15 protein-coding genes are annotated in these 19,341 nt (G+C 72.8%); 7 read left to right on the forward strand and 8 right to left on the reverse strand.

All coding sequences use genetic code 11. The features are described from left to right. Window positions 1–38: 38 nt before the first annotated feature. Entirely contained in the window at window positions 39–1,757 is a 1,719-nt protein-coding gene (locus AB0411_RS12725) for a PKD domain-containing protein (protein ID WP_366417279.1), read from the reverse strand. Window positions 1,758–2,271: 514 nt separating this feature from the next. Here AB0411_RS12725 and AB0411_RS12730 point away from each other — a divergent pair. Beyond that, on the forward strand, window positions 2,272–2,700 hold the full coding sequence (locus tag AB0411_RS12730) for a hypothetical protein (RefSeq protein WP_366417280.1): 429 nt from the start codon (window positions 2,272–2,274) through the stop codon (window positions 2,698–2,700). 234 nt (window positions 2,701–2,934) lie between these two features. Here AB0411_RS12730 and AB0411_RS12735 read toward each other — a convergent pair whose 3' ends face one another. From AB0411_RS12735 to AB0411_RS12755, 5 genes are all read right to left on the reverse strand, one after another. Then, complete coding sequence (locus AB0411_RS12735) at window positions 2,935–4,692, reverse strand: beta strand repeat-containing protein (protein WP_366417281.1); 1,758 nt, start codon at window positions 4,690–4,692, stop codon at window positions 2,935–2,937. 155 nt (window positions 4,693–4,847) lie between these two features. Then, window positions 4,848–5,639: an IPT/TIG domain-containing protein gene (locus AB0411_RS12740; protein WP_366417282.1), complete on the reverse strand. Its 792-nt coding sequence runs from the start codon at window positions 5,637–5,639 to the stop codon at window positions 4,848–4,850. Window positions 5,640–6,299: 660 nt separating this feature from the next. After that, complete coding sequence (locus AB0411_RS12745; protein WP_366417283.1) at window positions 6,300–8,036, reverse strand: IPT/TIG domain-containing protein; 1,737 nt, start codon at window positions 8,034–8,036, stop codon at window positions 6,300–6,302. A gap of 237 nt (window positions 8,037–8,273) precedes the next feature. Continuing rightward, on the reverse strand, window positions 8,274–8,957 hold the full coding sequence (locus tag AB0411_RS12750) for a hypothetical protein (RefSeq protein WP_366417284.1): 684 nt from the start codon (window positions 8,955–8,957) through the stop codon (window positions 8,274–8,276). 241 nt (window positions 8,958–9,198) lie between these two features. Then, window positions 9,199–9,906, reverse strand: a complete 708-nt coding sequence (locus AB0411_RS12755) for a MerR family transcriptional regulator (protein ID WP_366417285.1) — start codon at window positions 9,904–9,906, stop codon at window positions 9,199–9,201. A gap of 294 nt (window positions 9,907–10,200) precedes the next feature. Here AB0411_RS12755 and AB0411_RS12760 point away from each other — a divergent pair, with 294 nt between their 5' ends. After that, window positions 10,201–10,746 (forward strand): hypothetical protein, encoded by a 546-nt coding sequence (locus AB0411_RS12760; RefSeq protein ID WP_366417286.1) that lies wholly within the window; start codon window positions 10,201–10,203, stop codon window positions 10,744–10,746. A 347-nt stretch (window positions 10,747–11,093) separates the two neighbouring features. On the opposite strand, the gene AB0411_RS12765 is transcribed toward AB0411_RS12760, so the two are convergent. Continuing rightward, a complete protein-coding gene (locus tag AB0411_RS12765) occupies window positions 11,094–11,657 on the reverse strand; it encodes a GNAT family N-acetyltransferase (RefSeq protein WP_366417287.1) in 564 nt (187 codons plus the stop codon). 292 nt (window positions 11,658–11,949) lie between these two features. On the opposite strand from AB0411_RS12765, the gene AB0411_RS12770 reads away from it, so the two are divergent. Genes AB0411_RS12770 through AB0411_RS12780 form a run of 3 tightly spaced genes read left to right on the forward strand, consistent with a single transcriptional unit; the run spans window position 11,950 to window position 14,475 of the window. Further along, entirely contained in the window at window positions 11,950–13,104 is a 1,155-nt protein-coding gene (locus AB0411_RS12770; RefSeq protein WP_366417288.1) for an MFS transporter, read from the forward strand. 38 nt (window positions 13,105–13,142) lie between these two features. Further along, window positions 13,143–13,319 carry a hypothetical protein gene (locus AB0411_RS12775; protein ID WP_366417289.1) on the forward strand — a complete coding sequence of 59 codons (177 nt, stop codon included), beginning with the start codon at window positions 13,143–13,145 and terminating at the stop codon, window positions 13,317–13,319. Next, window positions 13,312–14,475, forward strand: coding sequence for a sugar ABC transporter permease (locus AB0411_RS12780; protein ID WP_366417290.1), 1,164 nt, complete (start codon window positions 13,312–13,314; stop codon window positions 14,473–14,475). The genes AB0411_RS12775 and AB0411_RS12780 overlap by 8 nt, the downstream gene beginning before the upstream one ends. Here the strand turns inward: AB0411_RS12780 and AB0411_RS12785 are convergent. Further along, complete coding sequence (locus AB0411_RS12785) at window positions 14,444–15,610, reverse strand: acyl-CoA dehydrogenase family protein (RefSeq protein ID WP_366417406.1); 1,167 nt, start codon at window positions 15,608–15,610, stop codon at window positions 14,444–14,446. The two genes, AB0411_RS12780 and AB0411_RS12785, sit on opposite strands and share 32 nt — an antisense overlap. A gap of 239 nt (window positions 15,611–15,849) precedes the next feature. On the opposite strand from AB0411_RS12785, the gene AB0411_RS12790 reads away from it, so the two are divergent. Continuing rightward, on the forward strand, window positions 15,850–17,646 hold the full coding sequence (locus AB0411_RS12790) for a CoA transferase (RefSeq protein WP_366417291.1): 1,797 nt from the start codon (window positions 15,850–15,852) through the stop codon (window positions 17,644–17,646). Beyond that, on the forward strand, window positions 17,643–19,301 hold the full coding sequence (locus AB0411_RS12795; protein ID WP_366417292.1) for a class I adenylate-forming enzyme family protein: 1,659 nt from the start codon (window positions 17,643–17,645) through the stop codon (window positions 19,299–19,301). Before AB0411_RS12790 ends, AB0411_RS12795 begins: the two co-directional genes overlap by 4 nt. Window positions 19,302–19,341: the final 40 nt, after the last annotated feature.

Below are 19,341 nucleotides of genomic sequence, written 5' to 3' on the forward strand. Positions count from 1 at the left end.
GCGGCCCGCACCCGCGAGCCGCCCCTCGGTCGGCACCGTCAGTCCACGGCGAGGGCCCGGCCGGCCTCGACCAGGACCTTTCCGCCGTCCGGGCCGGTCATCACGAGCCGTGGCAGCCACGGCCCCTCGTGGTCGTACGCATGGGTGACGGCCGGCTCGGTGGTCTCCTGCTGCGTACCGTCGCCGAAGTACCAGTGGTAGCGGTACCCGGCCGGGGGCTTTCCGCCCACCGTCACCGACAGGGGCACCTCACCGCCGACGTGCGCGCTCTCCGGAACGTGCAACTGCGCCCGGGGCCCCTGCCGCGGGAGGTGGAACCATGCGCGCACACTCGGATTGAGGAGAAAGGCGTCGGCGTACTGCCGGGCGCCCGCGATGTCGGGGTGCGCGACGGCCGCCGTCAGGCACTGCGCGGGAGTCGCGCTCAGCTCGGGGCAGGCGCGCGTGCGCAGCGGGAACGCCGGGTCGGACACCGGAGTGTTCCAGACCTTGGAGTCCCGGGTGAGCAGGGCGTTGTCCACGGTGAACAGCCCGTCGGCCGCGACGGCGTACGCACCGTCGTTGGACGCCTCGTTGGCGGCGGCCGCCGCCTGGTGGTAGGCGGCATTGGCCAGTTGGGTGTACTGCTCGTAGCGCTCGGCCACGCCCCCGAGGGCGCTCCGGCAGGAGGACAGCCGCGCCCCGGTGACGCCCGGGACCGAGCAGTTCTTCACCGGGATCGGCGAACTGCTGCGGCTCAGCGCGTAGTAGAAGTCGGCCACGAGCACCTTCGGGCGCCCCGGCAGGGAATGCGCCTTCTCGATCGCCGCCCGCATCCCGCGTCCGCCGTATCCGACCTTCGCGCCGCTGAAGTACGGCACGTCCTTCGCGGGGTTCTCCGCCGCCGCGCCGACGCCGGAGCACTCGCGCCGCACCGCCTTGGGCAGGTCCTCCGAGCCCGGGGTGATGCCGGCGCCGATGCCGAAGAAGGGATCGAGATCGTTGATGCACCCGTTGATCACGACCAGATCGAGTCCGTAGCCACCCGCCCGTGCCTGCGCGCCGGCCTTCTCCAATTGGCAGAACACATCGGGAGTCTGCTGGGTGACCTCGCCGAACTCCATCTCTCCGTCGCCGTCCGGGTCCTGCTGCTCCGTCGTACGGAGGCAGTCCGCGTCCTTGTTGCCCGCGGGCAGGTCGGGCGCGTCGAGCACCGCGCCCGAGATCGCATAGTCCATGACCTGCCGGCCCCGGCCGGTCTCGCGCCCGAGCAACTGCCCTGTCAGATAAGGGAACTTCTGATCGTGGTCCAGGCCCTGCCCCCAGACCACGGAGTCGCCGACGGACGCCACCCGCACCGGGTCACAGCCCCGGCGGATCGTGTCCCGCCAGACCTTGCCGTAGCGGCCGGACGCATGACCGCCGCCGGACGACGCGGCGACGCGGGCATCGATCCGCAAGGCGGTCTCGGATGCGGGCACCCGGTCGTACGGAATGGTGAACTCCGCCGTGCCGACGCGGGCGCCCATGTCGAGGCGCCCGCCGGCCAACTGCTCCTCACCGGCGCGCACCCGCCACTCCACGGTCGCCCCGGACTTCGCCGCGGCGGGGTCGTAGATCTCCACCCGGCCGCGTACGGGCCCACGGCACGCCGGATTCGGCGTCATATCCACGTCGAGGACGAGAGGGAACGCCGACCCCGGCAGGACGCCGGCCCGCGCCGCGGCGGGACCCGCGCCGAGGAGCTGCCCCAGGAGCACGGCAACGGCACCGACCACCGCGATCCGCCGCCCTGCCCCCGAGCGACGAGCCGTCCCCGGGCCCCTGGTGACCCCGGGGCGATGGGCCGCCCCCGAGCTCCGCGAAAGGGAACCCGCTCGGGCGCCCGCCCTCCTGCGCGCACCCCACCACAACCACGCTGATCTCACTCCAACACCCCTGATGTCACTGCCATTTCCATCCGTGCGGAGGCGGCTTCCTTCCGCATCGGTAGGGATCATGGCAGTCGGGAGACCGGTACATGCCGCGGCGAGTCCCCGCACCGAGTGAAACTGATCACTTACCTTCAGTTACAGGCTGCCGCGGTGCCGGGACGAGGCCTGCGAAGCGGGGTCGCGCACTCGTACCGGCACAGCGAAGACGCAGGGCCGCCGGCGGGCGCGACATGGCCACCGGACACCGGACAGCCGTGCCCCGCACCAGGGTTGACGCCTACCGGACCGGAAGCTTTAGTGAGCGCGACCATCTTTAAACGATCACCGTGCAGTGATCCGTGATCTCTTGGGGGAATCGATGCGCGCTCTCACCTCGGCCGGGGCCGCCCTGGCCGCAGTCGGCCTCAGCCTCGGCCTGGCGTCCGCACCGGCATCCGCGACGCCCGCCGCTTCTGCCGTCTCCGGCACGTCCCAGCCGTCCCTCTCGGCCGCCCCGGCGGCGAAGGCCCCGCCGAAGTCGGGGAAGGACAGCATCAAGTGCAACGACACGAACGCGCGGGTCAACTTCTCGTGGAAGACCGGCTGGGAGAGCACCACGGTCTACTACAACAACCACTGCCTGGGCGGCACGCGCACCACCGCCGCCTTCAAGTTCTACAACGGCGGATCGACGCCGTTCTACAAGTGCGTCACCTTCCAGGGCGACGCCCAGGGCAAGTACAAGTTCGCGCACATCAACGAGATCATGGATGTCAGCAAGGACACCAAGAAGTGCAAGAACAACTGAACATGCCGCACTGATGGGCTGGTTGGCCGAACGGATGCGGTCCGTCCGGCCAGCGGCCATGCAGCACCATAGGGAGCGGGTCGAGCCGCCGACCCCGGCCGGGTCCGGGAGTACCACACGGCTCGCCCCGCTCCCACGGCACATCCGCCGACGGCACACCCGGACCACCACCGACCGGCAGCCCCGAGCGAACTGCCAACGCCCAGGGCGGCGGGCTGGGCGGACCTGGCCGGACTAGGACGGGTCGTAGGCAAACGGCAGCGCGTTGCTGTTCCCGGCCGGGGTGTGCGCCACGACGCTCACCGTTCCGGGCGCGCCGGCCGGGGAGGTCGCGACGACCTGGGTGTCGGAGATCGCCGCGAACGACGCCGGGACACCGCCGAAGGTCACCGCGTCGGTGTAGGTGAGGTTGCTGCCGCCCAGCACGATCGCGTCGCCCCCGAGGTCAGCGCCATGGGAGGGGACGAGGCTGGTCAGGACGGGCGCCCCGAGATAGGTGTAGTACGGATTCCCGGTGGCCGCCGTACTGGTCCCGCCCGGCGTGGTGACGGTGACGACGACCGTGCCGGACCCCGCCGGAGCGGTCACGGTCAGTTGGTTGTCGGACACCACCGTGATGGCCGTCGCCGGATTCCCCCCGAAGTTCACGGCGTTGGTCAGCGTCAGATTGGCGCCGAAGACGGTGACGGTGTTGCCTCCGGTGGCCGGGCCCAGGTGCGGGGACAGATCGCTGAGGGTGGGCGCGGCGAGATAGAAGTACGGCAGGGGATTGCTGGTCCCGCCGGCCGTGGTGACCGTGACATTGACCGAGGACGGCGGCCCCGCGGGCGCGATGGCCGTGATCTGACTCGCGGTATTGGTGACAACGGCGGCCGTGTTGCTCCCGAACTTCACCGAGGTCGCGCCGGTGAGGTTGGTGCCGTTGAGGGTGACCACGTTGCCGCCCGAGGTGGGGCCTGAGGTGGGGTTGAGGCTGGTGAGGGTGGGGACGGGGGTGGCGACATAGGAATAGGTGAGGGCGTTGCTGGTGCCGCCTGCTGTGGTGACGGTGACGTTGACATTGCCGGTGCCTGGTGGGGCGGTGGCGGTGATCTGGGTGGCGGTGTTGGTGAGGATGGTGGCGGGGGTGGGTCCGAAGAGGACGGTGGTCGCGCCCGTGAGGTTGGTGCCGTTGAGGGTGACCACGTTGCCGCCCGAGGTGGGGCCTGAGGTGGGGTTGAGGCTGGTGAGGGTGGGGACGGGGGTGGCGACATAGGAATAGGTGAGGGCGTTGCTGGTGCCGCCTGCTGTGGTGACGGTGACGTTGACCGAGGAGGGTGGGCCGGCGGGGGCGATGACGGTGATTTGAGTGGCGGTGTTGGTCAGGATGACCCCCGTGTTGCTTCCGAACTTCACCGAGGTCGCGCCGGTGAGGTTGGTGCCGTTGACCGTGACCACGTTGCCGCCCGCCGGCGGACCCGAGGTGGGGTTGAGTGTGGTGAGGGTGGGTGCGGGGACGGCGGTGTAGGTGTAGGTGAGGGCGTTGCTGGTGCCGCTTGCCGTGGTGACGGTGACGTTGACCGAGGAGGGTGGGCCGGCGGGGGCGATGACGGTGATCTGGGTGGCGGTGTTGGTCAGGATGACCCCCGTGTTGCTTCCGAACTTCACCGAGGTCGCGCCGGTGAGGTTGGTGCCGTTGAGGGTGACCACGTTGCCGCCCGCCGTGGGGCCCGAGGCAGGGGTGAGTGTGGTGAGTACGGGGACCGGGGCGTAGGTGAAGAACACGTTCTGGGTGCTGGTGCCCGTCGGCGCCGTGACCGTGACCTGGACCGTGCCGGTTCCTGCGGGCGTCTTGGCCGTGATCTGCGTATCGCTCACGATGACAAAGGTGGTGCCGTTGGGACCGAACCTGACCATGGTGGCGCCGGTGAAGCCGGAGCCGGTGAGGGTGACATGGGTGCCGCCCGCCGGAACGCCTTGGGTCGGGCTGATGCTGGTCACTACGGGGGCCATGATGCTCTTCTCCTTCTCTTACCGCCTGGGCAATCGCGCCCTGGCCGGCGGTTGCCGACCAGGGCGCGGGGGGTGTCACCGGCCGAGCGCGCCAAGCGCTGGGGACGGGCGGCGACTTGGTGGTCGTGCCGTTGACCCCCGGCCGTCTGCGACGGTCAGGTGACGGTGAAGGCCTGGGCGTTGGAGTTGCCGCCGCAGGTGTGGACCGTGATGGTCCCGGCGCCGGTGGCGAGGCCGCCGGGCACGGTGGCGACGAGCTGGGTGTCGCTCACGGGGGTGAAGACCGCGGTGGCGGTGGCGGCGGCGCTGTCGGTGAAGGTGACGGTGTCGACGCCGACGAAGCCCGTTCCGTTGACGGTGATCTGGTCCCCTGCGGTGCCCGAGGTGGGAAGCACCGAGGTGATGGCCGGCGCGAGGTAGTAGTCGATCAGCGTGGTGCCCGAGGGGCTGCTGCCGCCGGCGGTGGTGATGGTCACCGCCTGGGTCGACACCGTACCGACCTGACCCGGGTTGGCCGGGGCGGTGAAGGTGACCTGGCTCGACTGGGTGGGGGTGACCGCCACATTGCCGACGCTGCCCACCCCGACCTGCGTTCCGGAGAGGAAGTTGGTGCCGAACAGCGTCACCGAGCCACCCGTGGCGGCCGATACGCAGGTGACGCTCAGCCCCGTGGTGGTCGGCGAGGCGATGACGAAGAACGGCAGCGCGTTGCTGGTGGCGCCGGTGCTGCTGGTGACGCTGACCGATACCTGACCGGAGCACGGCGCCGTACTGGGCACCACGAAGGTGACCTGGGTGGCGGTGACACCGGTCGGGGTGACCGTCGCCGAACCGAAGTTCACCCTCGTGGTGGTGGACAGAGCCGATCCGTTGATCTGGACCGTGTCGCCGGGCTTGCCCTGATTGGTGGTGGTCGTGGTGTCCACCAACGACGTGATGGTTGCCATGATCTTTTCTCCTTCGAACGTGCCGCACTGGTGGGGTGCGCAGGAGCGGGCGGCTGACTGAAGCGGCCCGCAACCGCATGGGATGTCCCCTCGTGGGGCGGAAAGGGGAAGGCGGAGACCGTTGCCTCAGGGCGCCTGGGCGGGTCGTCCTTGTGAAGCGGCGCGGCGCAGCATCACGGGGCGCCGTCAATCTCGCTTGATTTGATTAAAGCCAAAGGGTGAAGGGGGCGATAGGTGAAACGGGGGCATCGAGGAGTCTGTGTGTAAATCGGTAAAGGGTTCGCCGTTCAACCCCGGCCGCCGTTGCGCGCCCTGCGGGTGCGATAGGGCGGAGTGCCAACAGGCCTGACCACGACCACCTCTTGTCGGTGCGCCGAGCGCTGAGGCGTGCGGAAGTGCGCCGTTCGGGGAAGAGCGCCGGGCGGCCCGGACATCGCCGTGTCTGCGGGAAAGGGGGCGCCTCGCGTGGTCCTGGGGGCGGGTTGGGAGTGAGCGGCCCGGCGGTTCCGAGAGAAGCCGACGACGGCTCCAGGGGCAGGCCAACGGTCCCGGGAAAGCCGACGACTCAGGGTGAAGAGACGGGCGTCCGGGCACTCACGGCCGCCCGAGTCGGCTGCGGCCGGACCGCCTGAGCCGCGTAGGCAGGAGAACGCCCGTCGATCAGGTGTAGACGAAGGCCCCTGGCGCAGTGGCGGTGCCGCCCGTCGTCGTGACGACGACATCCGCCGGACCTGGGCCGTCCGCGGCAGGGGTGACGGCGGCGATCCGCGTGGGGGAGATGATCCCGAAGGCGGCCGCGGCCCCGTCGATCGTCACCGACTGGGTGAACGCGAGGTCGGCGCCCTCGATCAGGACCGGCTCGTCGCCCGGTGTCGAGCCGGTGGAAGGGGTCACGGAGGTGATGTGGGGCGGCCCCACGTAGGTGTAGACGGCCCGCCCGTACGAGTTGCTCCGTGTGACCACGGTGACCGGCACGGGGCCGGCGGTCTGTGCGGGCGGCACCGTCACGGTGACCTGGTCGTCCAGGACGGACGACGGGGTGACGGCCACACTGCCGAAGCGCACCGAGGTGGTGGTGATCAGGCCCCGGCCGGTCACGGTCAGCGTGCCGCCCCCGCCCAACGGGCCCGACTCCGGGGCGATCAGGGTCAGCACCGAATCCGGGAGGTAGTAGAACCGGCCGACGGTCCGGGTCGTGCGCTGTCCGAGGGTGACGTCGATGCCGACGTCGCTGACCAGGAGCGGTGAAACGGCCCGGATCTCCCGGTCGTTGACGACGGTGAACGAGGCCGCCGGGCGGCACCCGAAGCGGACGGCGGTGGTGTTGCCCAGCCCCTCCCCGATGATGGTCACCGGCGTGCCGCCCGACATGGGCCCCACGTTGGGGTATCCGCCGCTCGGCGCACGCAGCACACCCACCGTCTCGTTGCCGTTGTTGACGACGTAGACCTCGAGGTCGTCCGGCGTGATCACCAGCCAGGCCGGCGCGTGGAAGCCCGGCACCGTATCGATGATCTCGCGCCTGACGAGGTCGATGACGACGACGCTGTCGTCGCCGTCGCAGGTGACGTACGCGAGCAGCCCGTCGTGGCTGACCGCCACGCCCAGGGGGATGGGCAGACCGGGGAGGGCGGACGCCACGGAGTGGGTGACCGTGTCGATGACGCCCAGTCTGTTGCCGCCGTACTCCGACACATAGACGCGCTGCCCGTCGGGCGAGGCCGCCACTCCTCGGGGGAAGAGGAAGCCGGTGAGGGTCGTGATGACGGTGTGGGTGGCGGTGTCGATGACCGTGACCGCGTTCGCTCCCTCTTCGGTGACGTAGACCTGTGTCCCGTCGGGAGTGACGGCCACCCCGCGGGGCCCGCTGCTCAGCGGTACCGAGGCGATGAGGGTGTCGGTGGCCGTGCTGATCACATCCACCCGGTCCCCGCCCAGGCTGGCCACGTAGAGCCGGGAGCCGTCGGGTGTCACCGTCAGGCCGAGGGGCTTGTTGAGGCCGGGGATGGTGCCGGTGACGGTGTTGGTGGCGGTGTCGATGACGGCCACGCTGTTGGTCCCGAAGCAGGCCGCGTAGGCCCGCAGCCCGTCCGGGGTGATCACGACCTCCCACGGGCCGCTGGTCACGCCGATCGTGGTGATGACGCTCCGGGTGCGGGTGTCGATGACGCTGATGCTGCTGGCCCCGAAGTTGGTCACATAGACGTGCCGGCCGTTCGGGGCGATCGCCGCCCAGATGGGGGCGTGTCCCACCGGGATCTCGTATGCCCCCAGTGGCTCACCGGTGTCCATGACCTCCATGCCATCCGGGACGTCGCCGCCGGCCTGGCCGGGTGACGGAAGCGCCCCCGTCGCCGCGCCCTCGGTGGGGCCGGGGTGGGTCCCTGCCGGAGCCATGGTGCCCTCCTTCTCCTGCGGTCGAATCGGGCTCTGCCTTCGGGTCCTTTGGAGCCCATCTGACGGTTCGTCGGTTCGCCGCTGTGGTGATCGCTGGTGAGGGCCGCCCGCCTGCGACGGGGGGCGAGCCCCTGCAGCGCGTGCGCGTACGGGCCGCCGTGCGTGCCGTGATGAGGTCGCGGTGGCCGGCCGGCCCGGTGCGCCGTATCGGCGGCGGTGTCCGGCTCCGCCCCTCGCTCAGCAGGCGGGGGCAACCGGCGGCAGGGCGCCGCAATTGCTCGGGGTGTTGCCGACCACCAGGCTGCCGATCAGGGTCACCGCGCCGGCATTGGTGAAGATGCCGCCGCCGTTGACGCCGGCGGTGTTCGCGGTGACGCTGCTGCCGGTGAGCGTCAGTGCGCCATCGGTGTAGACGCCGCCGCCGTACGAGGCCTTGCCGTCGCGGACCGTGGTGCCGGTGAGGGCCACCGTGCCGCCGAGGTTGGCGATGCCCCCGCCCACGCCGAGACCGGCGTCACCACCGCTGACCGTCACCGACGTGAGGGACAACTGGCCGTTCGCGGAGGGTACTTGTGACGGCCCGTCCACCTCGAAGATACGGAAGGCCGGTGCGCCCGGCGCCCGGGTGATCTGCGTGCCGAGGCCGGCCATGGAGATCGCGGTGGTGATGTTAGGCAGCCCCGCCGCTTGCCCGGCCCCGCCCGAACTGTGGGCGCTGGTGAGGGTGTACGTACACAGCGGAGCGAGGATCAGGCTGCCGCCCCCGGTGGCGTTGGCCGTATTGATCGCGTCGACCAACGCGGATTCGCCGCACGCCACGAGTACCGGCGACGCTGCGCGGGCCTCGGGGGCGGCGCGGACCAGTGCCAGCGGAACGACACTCGCCGCCACCAGCGTTCGCAGAACATGAAGGGCTCGCACTACGCCTCCTCGGACGTGGTTGAGCCGGCCCGCCCTATCGGCCACGGACCCGAAGGCACCGGCCGATAGAGCCCTCCGCCAGGCGACGCCATGCCTGTGGAAGCCGAGCCCGCAAACGAGCCCACACACCGTGAGCCGACCCGATCCACGCATCTCCCGCGGAGGGATGGGCGGCCCACCTGGTAGGTGCAGCCAGTAACCCACCCGAGTGACCCCGCGCGCAAGCAAGGCTGACGGACATTCACCCGTACAGCCGGGCGCGCGCCATGACGGACAGAACCGGGCCGGACGGCACCCCGTCGGACAGAGGCCGGTGAATCCCGAACCGCCGGGCCGATTCCTGGAGGTGGGCCGGCCTGCGCAGGCTGAGCAGCACCGGTTCGTACGGCACGGTGAGGACGACGGCCGCCTCGACCTGCCCGGCCGCCGTGGACTGTTCCTCCATGGGGTCGAGTTCGGCGACGGCGAGGTCGGCGGCAATGCGGCCGTACGGCAGCAGGTGCGCGGTGTCGCAGGGGTAGCCGAGGCGGACGAGCGCGGCGACGGAGGTGACGTGCGTGCCGAGGGCGGGGGAGGGCTCGTCGTGCATGCCGTGCCAGCCCAACTGCTCCATCAGCGCGTCCACCGAGCCGCGCGCGGCCCTGGTCGCCGCGTCGTCCTCGGCGGGCTCCGGCTCGCGCGGCAGCGCCCGGGTGGCCGCGCCGAGCCGCAGGTGGTGGCTCAGCGACGGGTCGTCCGCCGCCGCGATCGCCTCCCGGGCGACGGCCACCGGCACCTTGCCGATCCGGATCAGCGCCCGCACCAGACGCAGCCGGCGCAGGTGCTCCTCGCCGTACTCGGCCTGGGTGGCGGTGACGCGGTGGTCGGGCTGGAGCAGCCCTTCCCGCAGGTAGTACTTGATCGTCGCGGTGGACACTCCGCTGCGCTCGCTCAGTTCGGCCAGTCGCATCCTCTTCCACCTCCCCTTGGATGCCGCCACTGTCCAAGTATGGATAGTGGCAGTATCCAACAGCGGCGGGGCGAGCGGGCCGCGGAACGGCTCGGGGGGTAGCCGGAGCCTGTCCGGCGGAGCTTCTCGGGGCGCGCCTCACCAGGTTCGCGTTGAGCGATCGTCAAAGGTACGTTGATCGCCGGTCCCTAACGTGTGTAGGACGCATCGATCACCGACCAACGGCAAGGTGGGGTACGCATGTTGTTCCGCATGCGAGGCAGGGGAAGGACTTCTTCCTTAATCGCCGGGGTCATGTCGCCCAGGCGGCGGGCCGCGGTCATGGCCGGGGTGCTCGCGAGTGTGTCCGTGGTGGCGCTGGGGACGGCTTCCGCGGCGTCGCAGGGCGCGGGGGAGTCGGCGACGTCCGCCGTGCAGGCGGCGCCGGCGACCGAAGCGGCACGGAAGCACTGGCAGCCACCGAGGGACCGGAGCGCGGGCGCGAGGGGCCCCGGCGCGGAGTCCGGCAGGACCGACACCGGCTTCCTGATCCGTGATGTGTCGCCGGGACAGTTCAGCGGCTGGTGGAACCAGTCCCACGGCAAGGGCGTCAGCGTGACGTGGATGGCGCCTTCGGGCCGCGACCCGTACGACGGGTGGGACTGGGTCGAGATCCAGGACGGCATCGGCAAGCGCGTCACCTGGGACTGGGTCTGCGGCAACGCCCACTGCGGCGCGTACGGCTCGACCCTGATCGACGCGAACCTGACGAAGGGCCGGGAGTACAAGGCCCTCTACTGGAGCGACGGGGGCCGGGTCGCCAAGGGGAACCTGCAGGCCGAGTTCGACTTCCGGGGCTGACATGGCCTGACAGGGGGGCGCGAAGAGATGACGTGAGGCGCTGAACGGGGGGCGATGCGGCGATGGTTGGCCGGCGCGGGGCTGTGGTGGCGATGCCGGCGGGCACGCCGGGTGCGGGAGGGGCCGTCACCTGAGTGGTCGACGCCCGAAGTCCTTCGGGGGGATCAGCTTGCCGGGGGCCGGGGATCAGCTTGCCGGGGGCCGGGGGCCGGGGGCCGGGGGCCGGGAGTCGGCAGGCCAGGGCCTTGGCGGGCTGTGTGGGGGCGCGCGTTCGGCCTGGTACGGCTCCGGCAGTGCGCCTGCCGGTTCCGGTGGGCGTGGATGCGGAGCAGCCGATCGCACTGCGGCTACTGCTGCTCCCACTGCGCCTTGGTGATCTCGTACCGTACGCCTCCGTGCTCGGAGCCCTCGACCCGCTCCATGTCGGGGGGCGTGGGGATGGTGTCCGCGAGCGTCATGTCGAGCTTCTCCATGATGTGGCGCGAACCGTGGTTCACGGACATCGTCTCCGCCCAGACCATGCGCACCCCGAGCTCCGTGAACGCCTTGCCCAGCAAGCCCCGCGAGCCCTCGGTGGCATACCCCTTGCCCCAAGCAGCCTGCCGCAGCCGGTAGCCGAGTTCGACCTCGTCCAGCGGGCCCTCCCGCTCAGGGCGCAGGATGAACCAGCCGATGAACGCGCCGCTGTTCTTCTCGTGCGCGGCGAACAGCCCGAGGTTGCCGCCCCACTTCTCGTAGCCGGCGAGGATGTTGGGCAGATGGCGCTCCCGGATGACCTCCGGCGCGGTCGGATCGCCGCCGGTCAGGTAGCGCATCACCGCCGGGTCGCTGTCCAGCTCGATCAGCAGGTCCGCGTCATCGGCGGTGAAGCGGCGCAGGGCCAGGCGCTCGGTCTCCAGGTAGGTGTCCACGAGGCGATCCTGTCTGAAGCGGGTCGGGCAGGCCAACGGTTTTCCTGGGGCGACGCAAGGGGCCGGACAACGCGAACCGGCAGGTGTTTCGGCGGCAGCGGGAACCAGGGGCCGTCCCCGTACGACTGACTGGACCGGGTCCCAAAGGAGGGACGGTGTCGTCGGGAGGAGTGCTGTGCGGGTGGAGCGCGGCGGGGAGCCGGGGGGCAGCGGGGCGGAGCGTGGCACAGCGGGGTCGCCGGGTGCGGGGTGGCCGGTGGTCGTGCTGCTGACGTCGGCGATGGCGTTTTCCATGATGCAGTTGTTTGTGATCGGGGCGTTCGGGCCGCGCCTGGTGCAGGAGTTGCCGATCTCCACGACGGTGCTGGGGCTGACCACGACGGCGGGCTTCGGGGCGGCGGCGGTCTTGTCGCCGCTGGCCGGGCGGCTGGTGGACCGGGTCGGTCCCCGCCGGTGTCTGGTGGCGTTGCTGCTGCTCACCGCGGTCTCGTTGGCGCTGATCGGTGCCGCGCCGGGGGCTGCGTTGTTGCTGTCGGCGGTCGCGCTCGGCGGCGTACCGCAGGCGCTGGCCAACCCGGCGACGAACAAGGTGATCCTTGCCGCTCTCCCGGCCGAGCGGCGCCCCGGCGTGACCGGAATGAAGCAGTCGGGCGTGCAAGTCGGGGCCTTTGTGGCGGGGTTGCCGCTGTCGCTGCTGGCGGCCGGAGTGGGCTGGCGGGGCGCCGTGTGGACGGCCGCCGGGGCGGCGGCGCTGGCCGCACTGTGGGCGTCGCGCGCGCTGCCGCCCGACGCGGCTTCCTCCGGCCCCGCCCCGTGCGCCGCGTCCGCCGCGCACGGTGTGACCCGGCGGCTGGCCTTCTTCTCGCTGTTGCTCGGCTGCGGCATCGCCTCGGTCAACACCTATCTGGCGTTGTTCGGTTCGCAGCGGCTGGGGCTGTCGCCCACCGCCGCGGCGGCGTTGGTGGCCGTCCTGGGAGTGGCGGGTATCGCCGGGCGCGTGGGGTGGTCGCGCGCGGCGGGGAAGCCGGGGCGGGCCGAGGCGCTGCCCGCCGTGCTGGCGGCCGGCGCGGTGGGCTCGGCGCTGCTGCTCGCCGCCGCGGTCCGGATGCCGTTGCTGGTGTGGGTGGCTGCCGTGGCGGTCGGGTCGTTCGCGGTGTCGGCGAACGCGGTCTCCATGGTGGTGGTGATGCGACAGGCCGCGCCGGGCAGAGCGGGGCTGGATTCGGCGCGGGTGTCGGCGGGCTTCTTCGCGGGGTTCGCCGTGGGGCCGCCGCTGTTCGGTGCGCTGGCCTCTGCCGCCGGATACGGAGCGGGCTGGCTCCTGGCGGCGGCGGAGTTCGCGGGGGCGGCGGCGGTCGCGGTGCCGTTGCGGTCACGTCGAGCGGGAGCCGGGGACGGAGGAGCCGGCGAGGCGGGAGCCGGCAGTGCGGGGACGGACGATGACTGAGGGGGCCGCCGGGGAACGGGCGAGGGGAGAGCGGGCAGATGCCTGAGGAGGCGATGGGGCAGTGGGCGATGCGTGAGGGGCTGGTGCCTGAGGGGCTGGTGCCTGCGGAGCCGATGGGACAGCAGCGGCCGATGGGGACGTGGGCGATGCCCGACGGTGCCGATACGGGAGCGGGCGATGCCCGGGCCGGCGACGGGAGGGCGGACCATGCCTGAGCGGATGAGGGGAGGGTGGTCGATGCCCGAGGGCCCGATGCGGGACCGGGCGATGCGTGGGGAGCCGATGCCCGGGGAACCCGACGACCTGCAGTGGGCCGAAGACGGGCTGACAGCCGGCTGGGAACGCATCCGCGCGACCGAAGCTCAGGTCGGATCGCGCTTCCCCCTGTACGCCGACCCCGGCACCGGCGTCTGGCGGTCCACGTCGAAAGGGTCGTGGACGGGCGGCTTCTGGGCCGGGCTGCTGTGGTTGCGTGCTCTGGATTCGGGGGCGGAACGCGACCGGCAGGCGGCGGCCGCATGCACGGAACGGCTGGCCCACTGGGTCGATCAGGACACCGCCACCCGGGGGCTGATCTTCTGGTACGGCACGGCGCTCGCCGCCGGTCCGGGGGACGACGGCACGGCCGCGCAGCTGAGGGACCGGGCGGCGCGCGCCTGTCTGGCGGCCTATGACACGGAGCGCGGGCTGGTGCCCTGGGGAGACGCCTTCGGGGGCCCCCGGTTGGTGGCGCGGGCGGACGCGGTGCCCGGCCTGGTGCCGCTGCTGGCCGGGCGGGGGCAGGACGGTGCGGACGCGGCGTACGCGCATCTGACCCGGCAGTTGACGCTCAGCCTTGCCGAGCACCCGCCGCGCCCGGCGTGGCAGGCTGCGCCGGACGGAACCTGGACCGCCCGCACCGAGCCGGCGCCCGGCTGGAGCCGTACGGTGCCCTGGCTGCTGCTGGGCGTGGCGGACGGCCTGCATTGCCTGGGGCAACGAGGGCAGCAGGGGCTGTGGGAGGCGGCGGAGCGGCTGGTCGCGCCGCGGCTCGGCGCCGACGTGCCGCTCGTCCCCCGGGCGCACGACGAGAGCCCCGAGGGCCCGGTGGACACCTCCGCGGCCGCCATCGAGGCGGTGGCCCTCCTCAAGCTGGCCGCCCTGCTGCGGACCGCGGGCCGGGAGGACGAGGCCGGGCCGCCGGCCCGTCGCGCGCGGCGGATGCTGCACCGGCTGTCCACGGCGCATCGGGGGGCCGACGGCGGCCTCACGGCGGGCTGTTACGACGCCGGCCGGGGGCTTGCCCCGTGCCACGAGCTGATCTGGGGAGACTTCTTCCTGGCGGCGGGACTGGCGCTCCTCACCGGCCGGACGGATCCGTTCGCGATGTGACCCCGTAGCCGCGGAGCACCCGCCGGGCCACCGCCGCGATGTGCAGCTCGTCCGGGCCGTCCAGCAGCCGGGCCGCGCGGCCCGTGCGGAACAGGCCGGGCAGCGCGGTGTCGGGGCCGAGCCCGGCGGCGCCGTGCACCTGGATCGCGGCGTCGGCGACCTGCTGGAGCATGCGGGCCGCCGCCACCTTGGCAAGGCCGGATTCCAGGCGGGCGTCGTCGCCCGCCGCCAGCCGGGCCACCGCCTCGTACACGAGCGGCCGGGTGGAGCGGATGGCCAGCAGCGAGTCGAAGACCATCTGCTGGACGAGCTGCCGGTCGGCCAGCGGGCCGGCCGACTGGCGGCGCTCCGCGGCCCGTTCACACATCAGGCCGAAGGCGCGCTCGGCCTGCCCTAGCCAGCGCAGACACCGCAACACCCGGCCGAGCCGGAGCCGTTCCCCGGCGATCCGCAGCGCCCGGCCCGGCTCGCCCACCAGGTGGTCCGAGCCGACGGTGACGCCGTCCAGGGCGATCTCCCACTGCCCGCCGGCACCGAGAACCGGCACCTCGCGCAGCACCGTGAAGCCCGCAGCGGACGCGGGCACCGCGAACAGCGACAGGCCGTCCGCCCCGCTCTCCGCGGCACCCGTGCGTGCCAGCACGGTGATCAGGTCGGCGTCGCCCGCGCCCGTGATGAACCATTTGCGGCCCTCCAGGGTCCAGCTCCCGTCGGGCTCCGCGACGGCACGGGTCGCGGTCCGCGCCGGGTCGGTACCGGGGGTGTCGGGCTCGGTCATCGCGTAGCTGCTGCGCAGCTCGCCGGCGGCGATGCCCGGCAGCCAGCGCTTCCGCACGTGCTCGCCGGCGTGCCGGGAGAGCATCAGCACATCGAGGAGGGAGCTCGAACCGAGGGCGGCGGGGCCGTGGTCGCTGGCTCCCTCGGCCTCCGCGAGGTGGGCGTACTGCGCCAGGCCGATGCCCTGGCCGCCGAACTCCACGGGCAGGGGCAGGGCCCACAACCCGGCCTGTTTCGCCTCGCCCTGGAGCCTGCGCAGTGCTGTACGTGCGGACGCGCCGCCCGCGTCGAGGACCGGTTCGCAGGGCATCACCCGCTCCTGCACGAACGCCCGCACCCGCGCGTGCAGTTCGGTCATCGCGGACGGGCAGTCGGGCTGCCCGGGACCGGTGCCCTCGTGGGACAGGTCCGCTCCGGGTGCCGCGTCCGGCGCGCTCCGCACGGAGTTCTTGGCGTTCACGGCTTCCTCCACCTCGACCGGGAACTCGGTGAGCCGGCGGTCCGACTCACTGACTGTGGAGTTGGTCGGCGTCGTGTGCCGCCTGGTTCCCGTGGATGTGTGTGAGCCATAGGGCGGTCCGCCCGGAGAGGAGTGCCGTGGGACACCCCGCCGTCATCTGCACGACCCGGCCGCTGGAGGGAGTGCATCTGGAGGTGTCGGGTCCGCCCGCGCTGACCGCCCCGGCGCTGGGCCATCTGCGCGCGTTCGGTGCGACGGTTCCCGAGCCGCCCCGGACATCCGGGGGCCCCGCGCGCTTCGCCGCCGCGGGGAGCGGGCCGGGGGAGGTCACCGCGCACACCGCGTGGGCCGACGTCCTGCCGGGGGCACACGCCGTCGACGAGGCCACCGTCCAGGCGGCAACCGGCATGATGCATGTGCACGGCCGCCGCGACGGTCTGCCGCGCGGTCTCGCCGTCGACTACGCGGCCACCTGCGCCTCCGTGCTGACCGTGCAGGGGCTGCTGGCCGCGATGCTGGGCCGGGCCCGCGGCGGGACACGGAGCACCCAGGTCACGGCCAGTGCCGACCGGGCCGCACTGCTCACCCTCTCCCAGTACCTCGCCGCGGCCAACGCGCCGGAGGCGGAGGCCGTGGAACTGTCGCCGGGCGGACCGCCGTTCACCGCCGCCTGCGGCACCCGCTTCGAACTGGAGGCGCTCGACCCCGCGCCGTGGGCCCGCTTCTGGCGGGAGCTCGGCGCGCCCGAGGAGGCCATCCGCGCGGGCTGGCCGCCCTTCCAGTTCCGCTACGCCACCGCCTGCGCCCCACTGCCCGAGGAACTGCACCGGACGACGCGCGGCGTCTCCTGGGCGAGGATCCGGCAGGCCGCGTCCGCCGCGGGGGCCGAGGTGTGCCCGCTGCATCCGCTCACCGACACGGCGGCGGACCGCGGATCCCGTGCCCCGTGGACCCTGAATCCGCGCGAGGGGACGTGGGACGCCCCGGCCACCGGTACCGCCCCCGACCCCGCCCTGCCGCTCGCGGGCCTGACCGTCCTGGAAGCGGGCCGCCGCATCCAGGCCCCGCTCGCCGCACACCTCCTGGGCCTGCTCGGCGCCGACGTCGTACGGATCGAGCCGCCCGGCGGGGACCCGTTGCGCGGTATGCCGCCCTGCTGCTCCGACGTCTCCGCGCGCTGGCTCGCCCTCAACAGGGGCAAACGCGCGGTGCGGATCGACATCAAGTCCCGCGCGGGCCAGGCCGAGTTGCGCGAGCTGGCCGCGGGCGCGGACGTCTTCCTGCACAACTGGGCGCCGGGGAAGGCCGAACAGCTCGGGCTGGGCCCCGACCATCTCGCGGCGGTCAACGCGGGCCTGGTGTACGTCTACACCAGTGGCTGGGCCGGAAGGCTGGCCGACGTCCCGATGGGCACCGACTTCATGGTGCAGGCCCGCACCGGCGTCGGTGAGGCGGCCCGCCCCGTCGACGAGGCCCCCGCGCCCTCCCTGATGACCCTGCTCGATGTCCTCGGCGGACTGCTCGGCGCGGAGGCCGTCCTGGGCGGGCTGCTGCTGCGGGCGCGCACCGGCCGCGGTGTGCACGTGGAGTCCTCGCTGCTGGGGGCCGCCGAAACGCTCACCGCACCGGCGCTGCACCGGGCCGCGTCCGGCGGCGGGGCGCGCCGCCCCGCCGCCTTCCGGCGCCCGTCCCCGACCGCGGACGGATGGATAGCACCGAGCGACGACTCCGCCGCCGCGGTGTGCGGCCGGTCCGCCGAGCTGCGGCAGTTGACGTCGCAGCAGGCGCTCGACGCGCTGCGCGCCGACGGTCTCTCCGCGACCGCCGTCACCACCGACCTCGGCGCGCTGCCGCACGACCCGCGCCTCGCCGGGGCCTTCACCCGCGACCCCCTCGGTTCCCTCGTCGTCCCCTCGCCCTGGAGATTCGCATGACGAACCGGCTCCACGACCTGGTCCCCGCCGCCCTCCGGCGCGCCTGGGCCGCCGAAGGGCACTGCCCCGACAGAGACCTGTACACGCTCTTCCGCTCTCACCGCACAGCCGACCCGCACCGCACCGCCGTGATCGACGCACGCGGCGCGACCTCCTACGCGGAGCTGGACGACCGGGCACGATGTCTGGCCGCCGGCCTCACCGAGGCCGGCATCCGTCCCGGTGACGTGGTGGGCGTCCAACTGCCCAACAGCGCGGAGGCGGTGGCCGCCGACCTGGCGCTGGCCGCCCTGGGCGCCGTGGCCCTGCCCTTCCCCGTCGGACGCGGCGGACGGGAAGCGAGATCGCTGCTCGGCCGGGCCGAGGCCCGAGCGGTGATCGCCGCCACCGAACACCGGGGCATCGCGCACGCGAAGGAACTGGCGGAACTGGCCGGGGAACTCCCCGCGCTGCGCACGGTGATAGCCGCGGGCCCGGGCACCGTACCCGCCGGCTGCCGTGCGCTGACCGATCTGCTGCGCACCGCGAACAGCTTCACCCCGCAACGCCCCGATCCCGACACGGCCGCCCGGATCCTGGTGTCCTCCGGCTCCGAGGCCGAACCGAAAATGGTGGCGTACTCGCACAACGCACTCGCCGGCGGCCGTGGCAACTTCCTCGCCGCCCTGCTCGCGCCGGGCAGCCCCCCGCGCTGCCTGTTCCTCACCCCGCTCGCCTCGGCGTTCGGCAGCAGCGGCACCGCGGTCACCCTCGCCCGGCACGGCGGAACCCTCGTCCTGCTCGACCGCTTCACGCCCGAGGCGGCGCTGCGGGCGATCCGCGCACACCGGCCGACACATGTGCTGGGCGTCCCCACGATGGTCCGCATGATGCTGGAGCGGTGCGGCCCCGAGCCGGTCTCCGCGGAGGGGCTGACGGCGCTGGTCCTGGGCGGCTCCGCGCTGGACGCGGCCACCCGGCGGGAGGCACGCCGGGCGTTCCGCTGCCCGGTCGTCAACCTTTACGGATCCGCCGACGGCGTCAACTGCCACACCGGGCTGGCGGGGGAGACCGCACCGGCCGGGGGCCCGGGCGTCGTGGTCGGCAGGCCCGATCCCACGGTCTGCGAGATCCGCATCGCCCCGCTGCACGGCGGCGCGGCGGACGAGGCCGAGACGGGGGAGATCCTCGCGCGGGGACCGATGACCCCGCTGTGCTACGTGGGGGCGCCGGAGCTGAACATGCGCTACCGCACCGCGGACGGCTGGGTGCGCACCGGCGACCTGGGAACGCTGGACGCCCAGGGCACGCTGCGCGTGGTCGGCCGGCTGAAGGACGTGGTGATCCGCGGCGGGGCCAACATCAGCCCCGCCGAGGTCGAGGGCGAGCTCTCCTCCCATCCCGGCGTGCGCGACGTGCTCTGCGTCGGCGTACCCGACCCGTTGATGGGGGAGCGGCTGGCGGCCTGCGTGGTGCCGCGGGCCGGGCGGGAGATCACCTTGGAGAGCCTGGGCGCCCATCTCGACTCCCGTGGTCTGGAGCGCCGCAAGCACCCGGAGCGGTTGCTCGTGGTGACCGGCGAGCTGCCGCTCACCCCGGCCGGCAAACCCGACCGCGCCGCGCTGAGGGAACAACTCGCCGCGGCCGCCGCGGGCGCCCGGGCGCAGACCGGATGACGTAGGAAGGGGCGGGGGGCCGGGCGGGACGGGAACCGCC

It is taken from the genome of Streptomyces angustmyceticus (assembly GCF_040701845.1).
In the GTDB taxonomy this organism is placed as follows: domain Bacteria; phylum Actinomycetota; class Actinomycetes; order Streptomycetales; family Streptomycetaceae; genus Streptomyces; species Streptomyces angustmyceticus_A.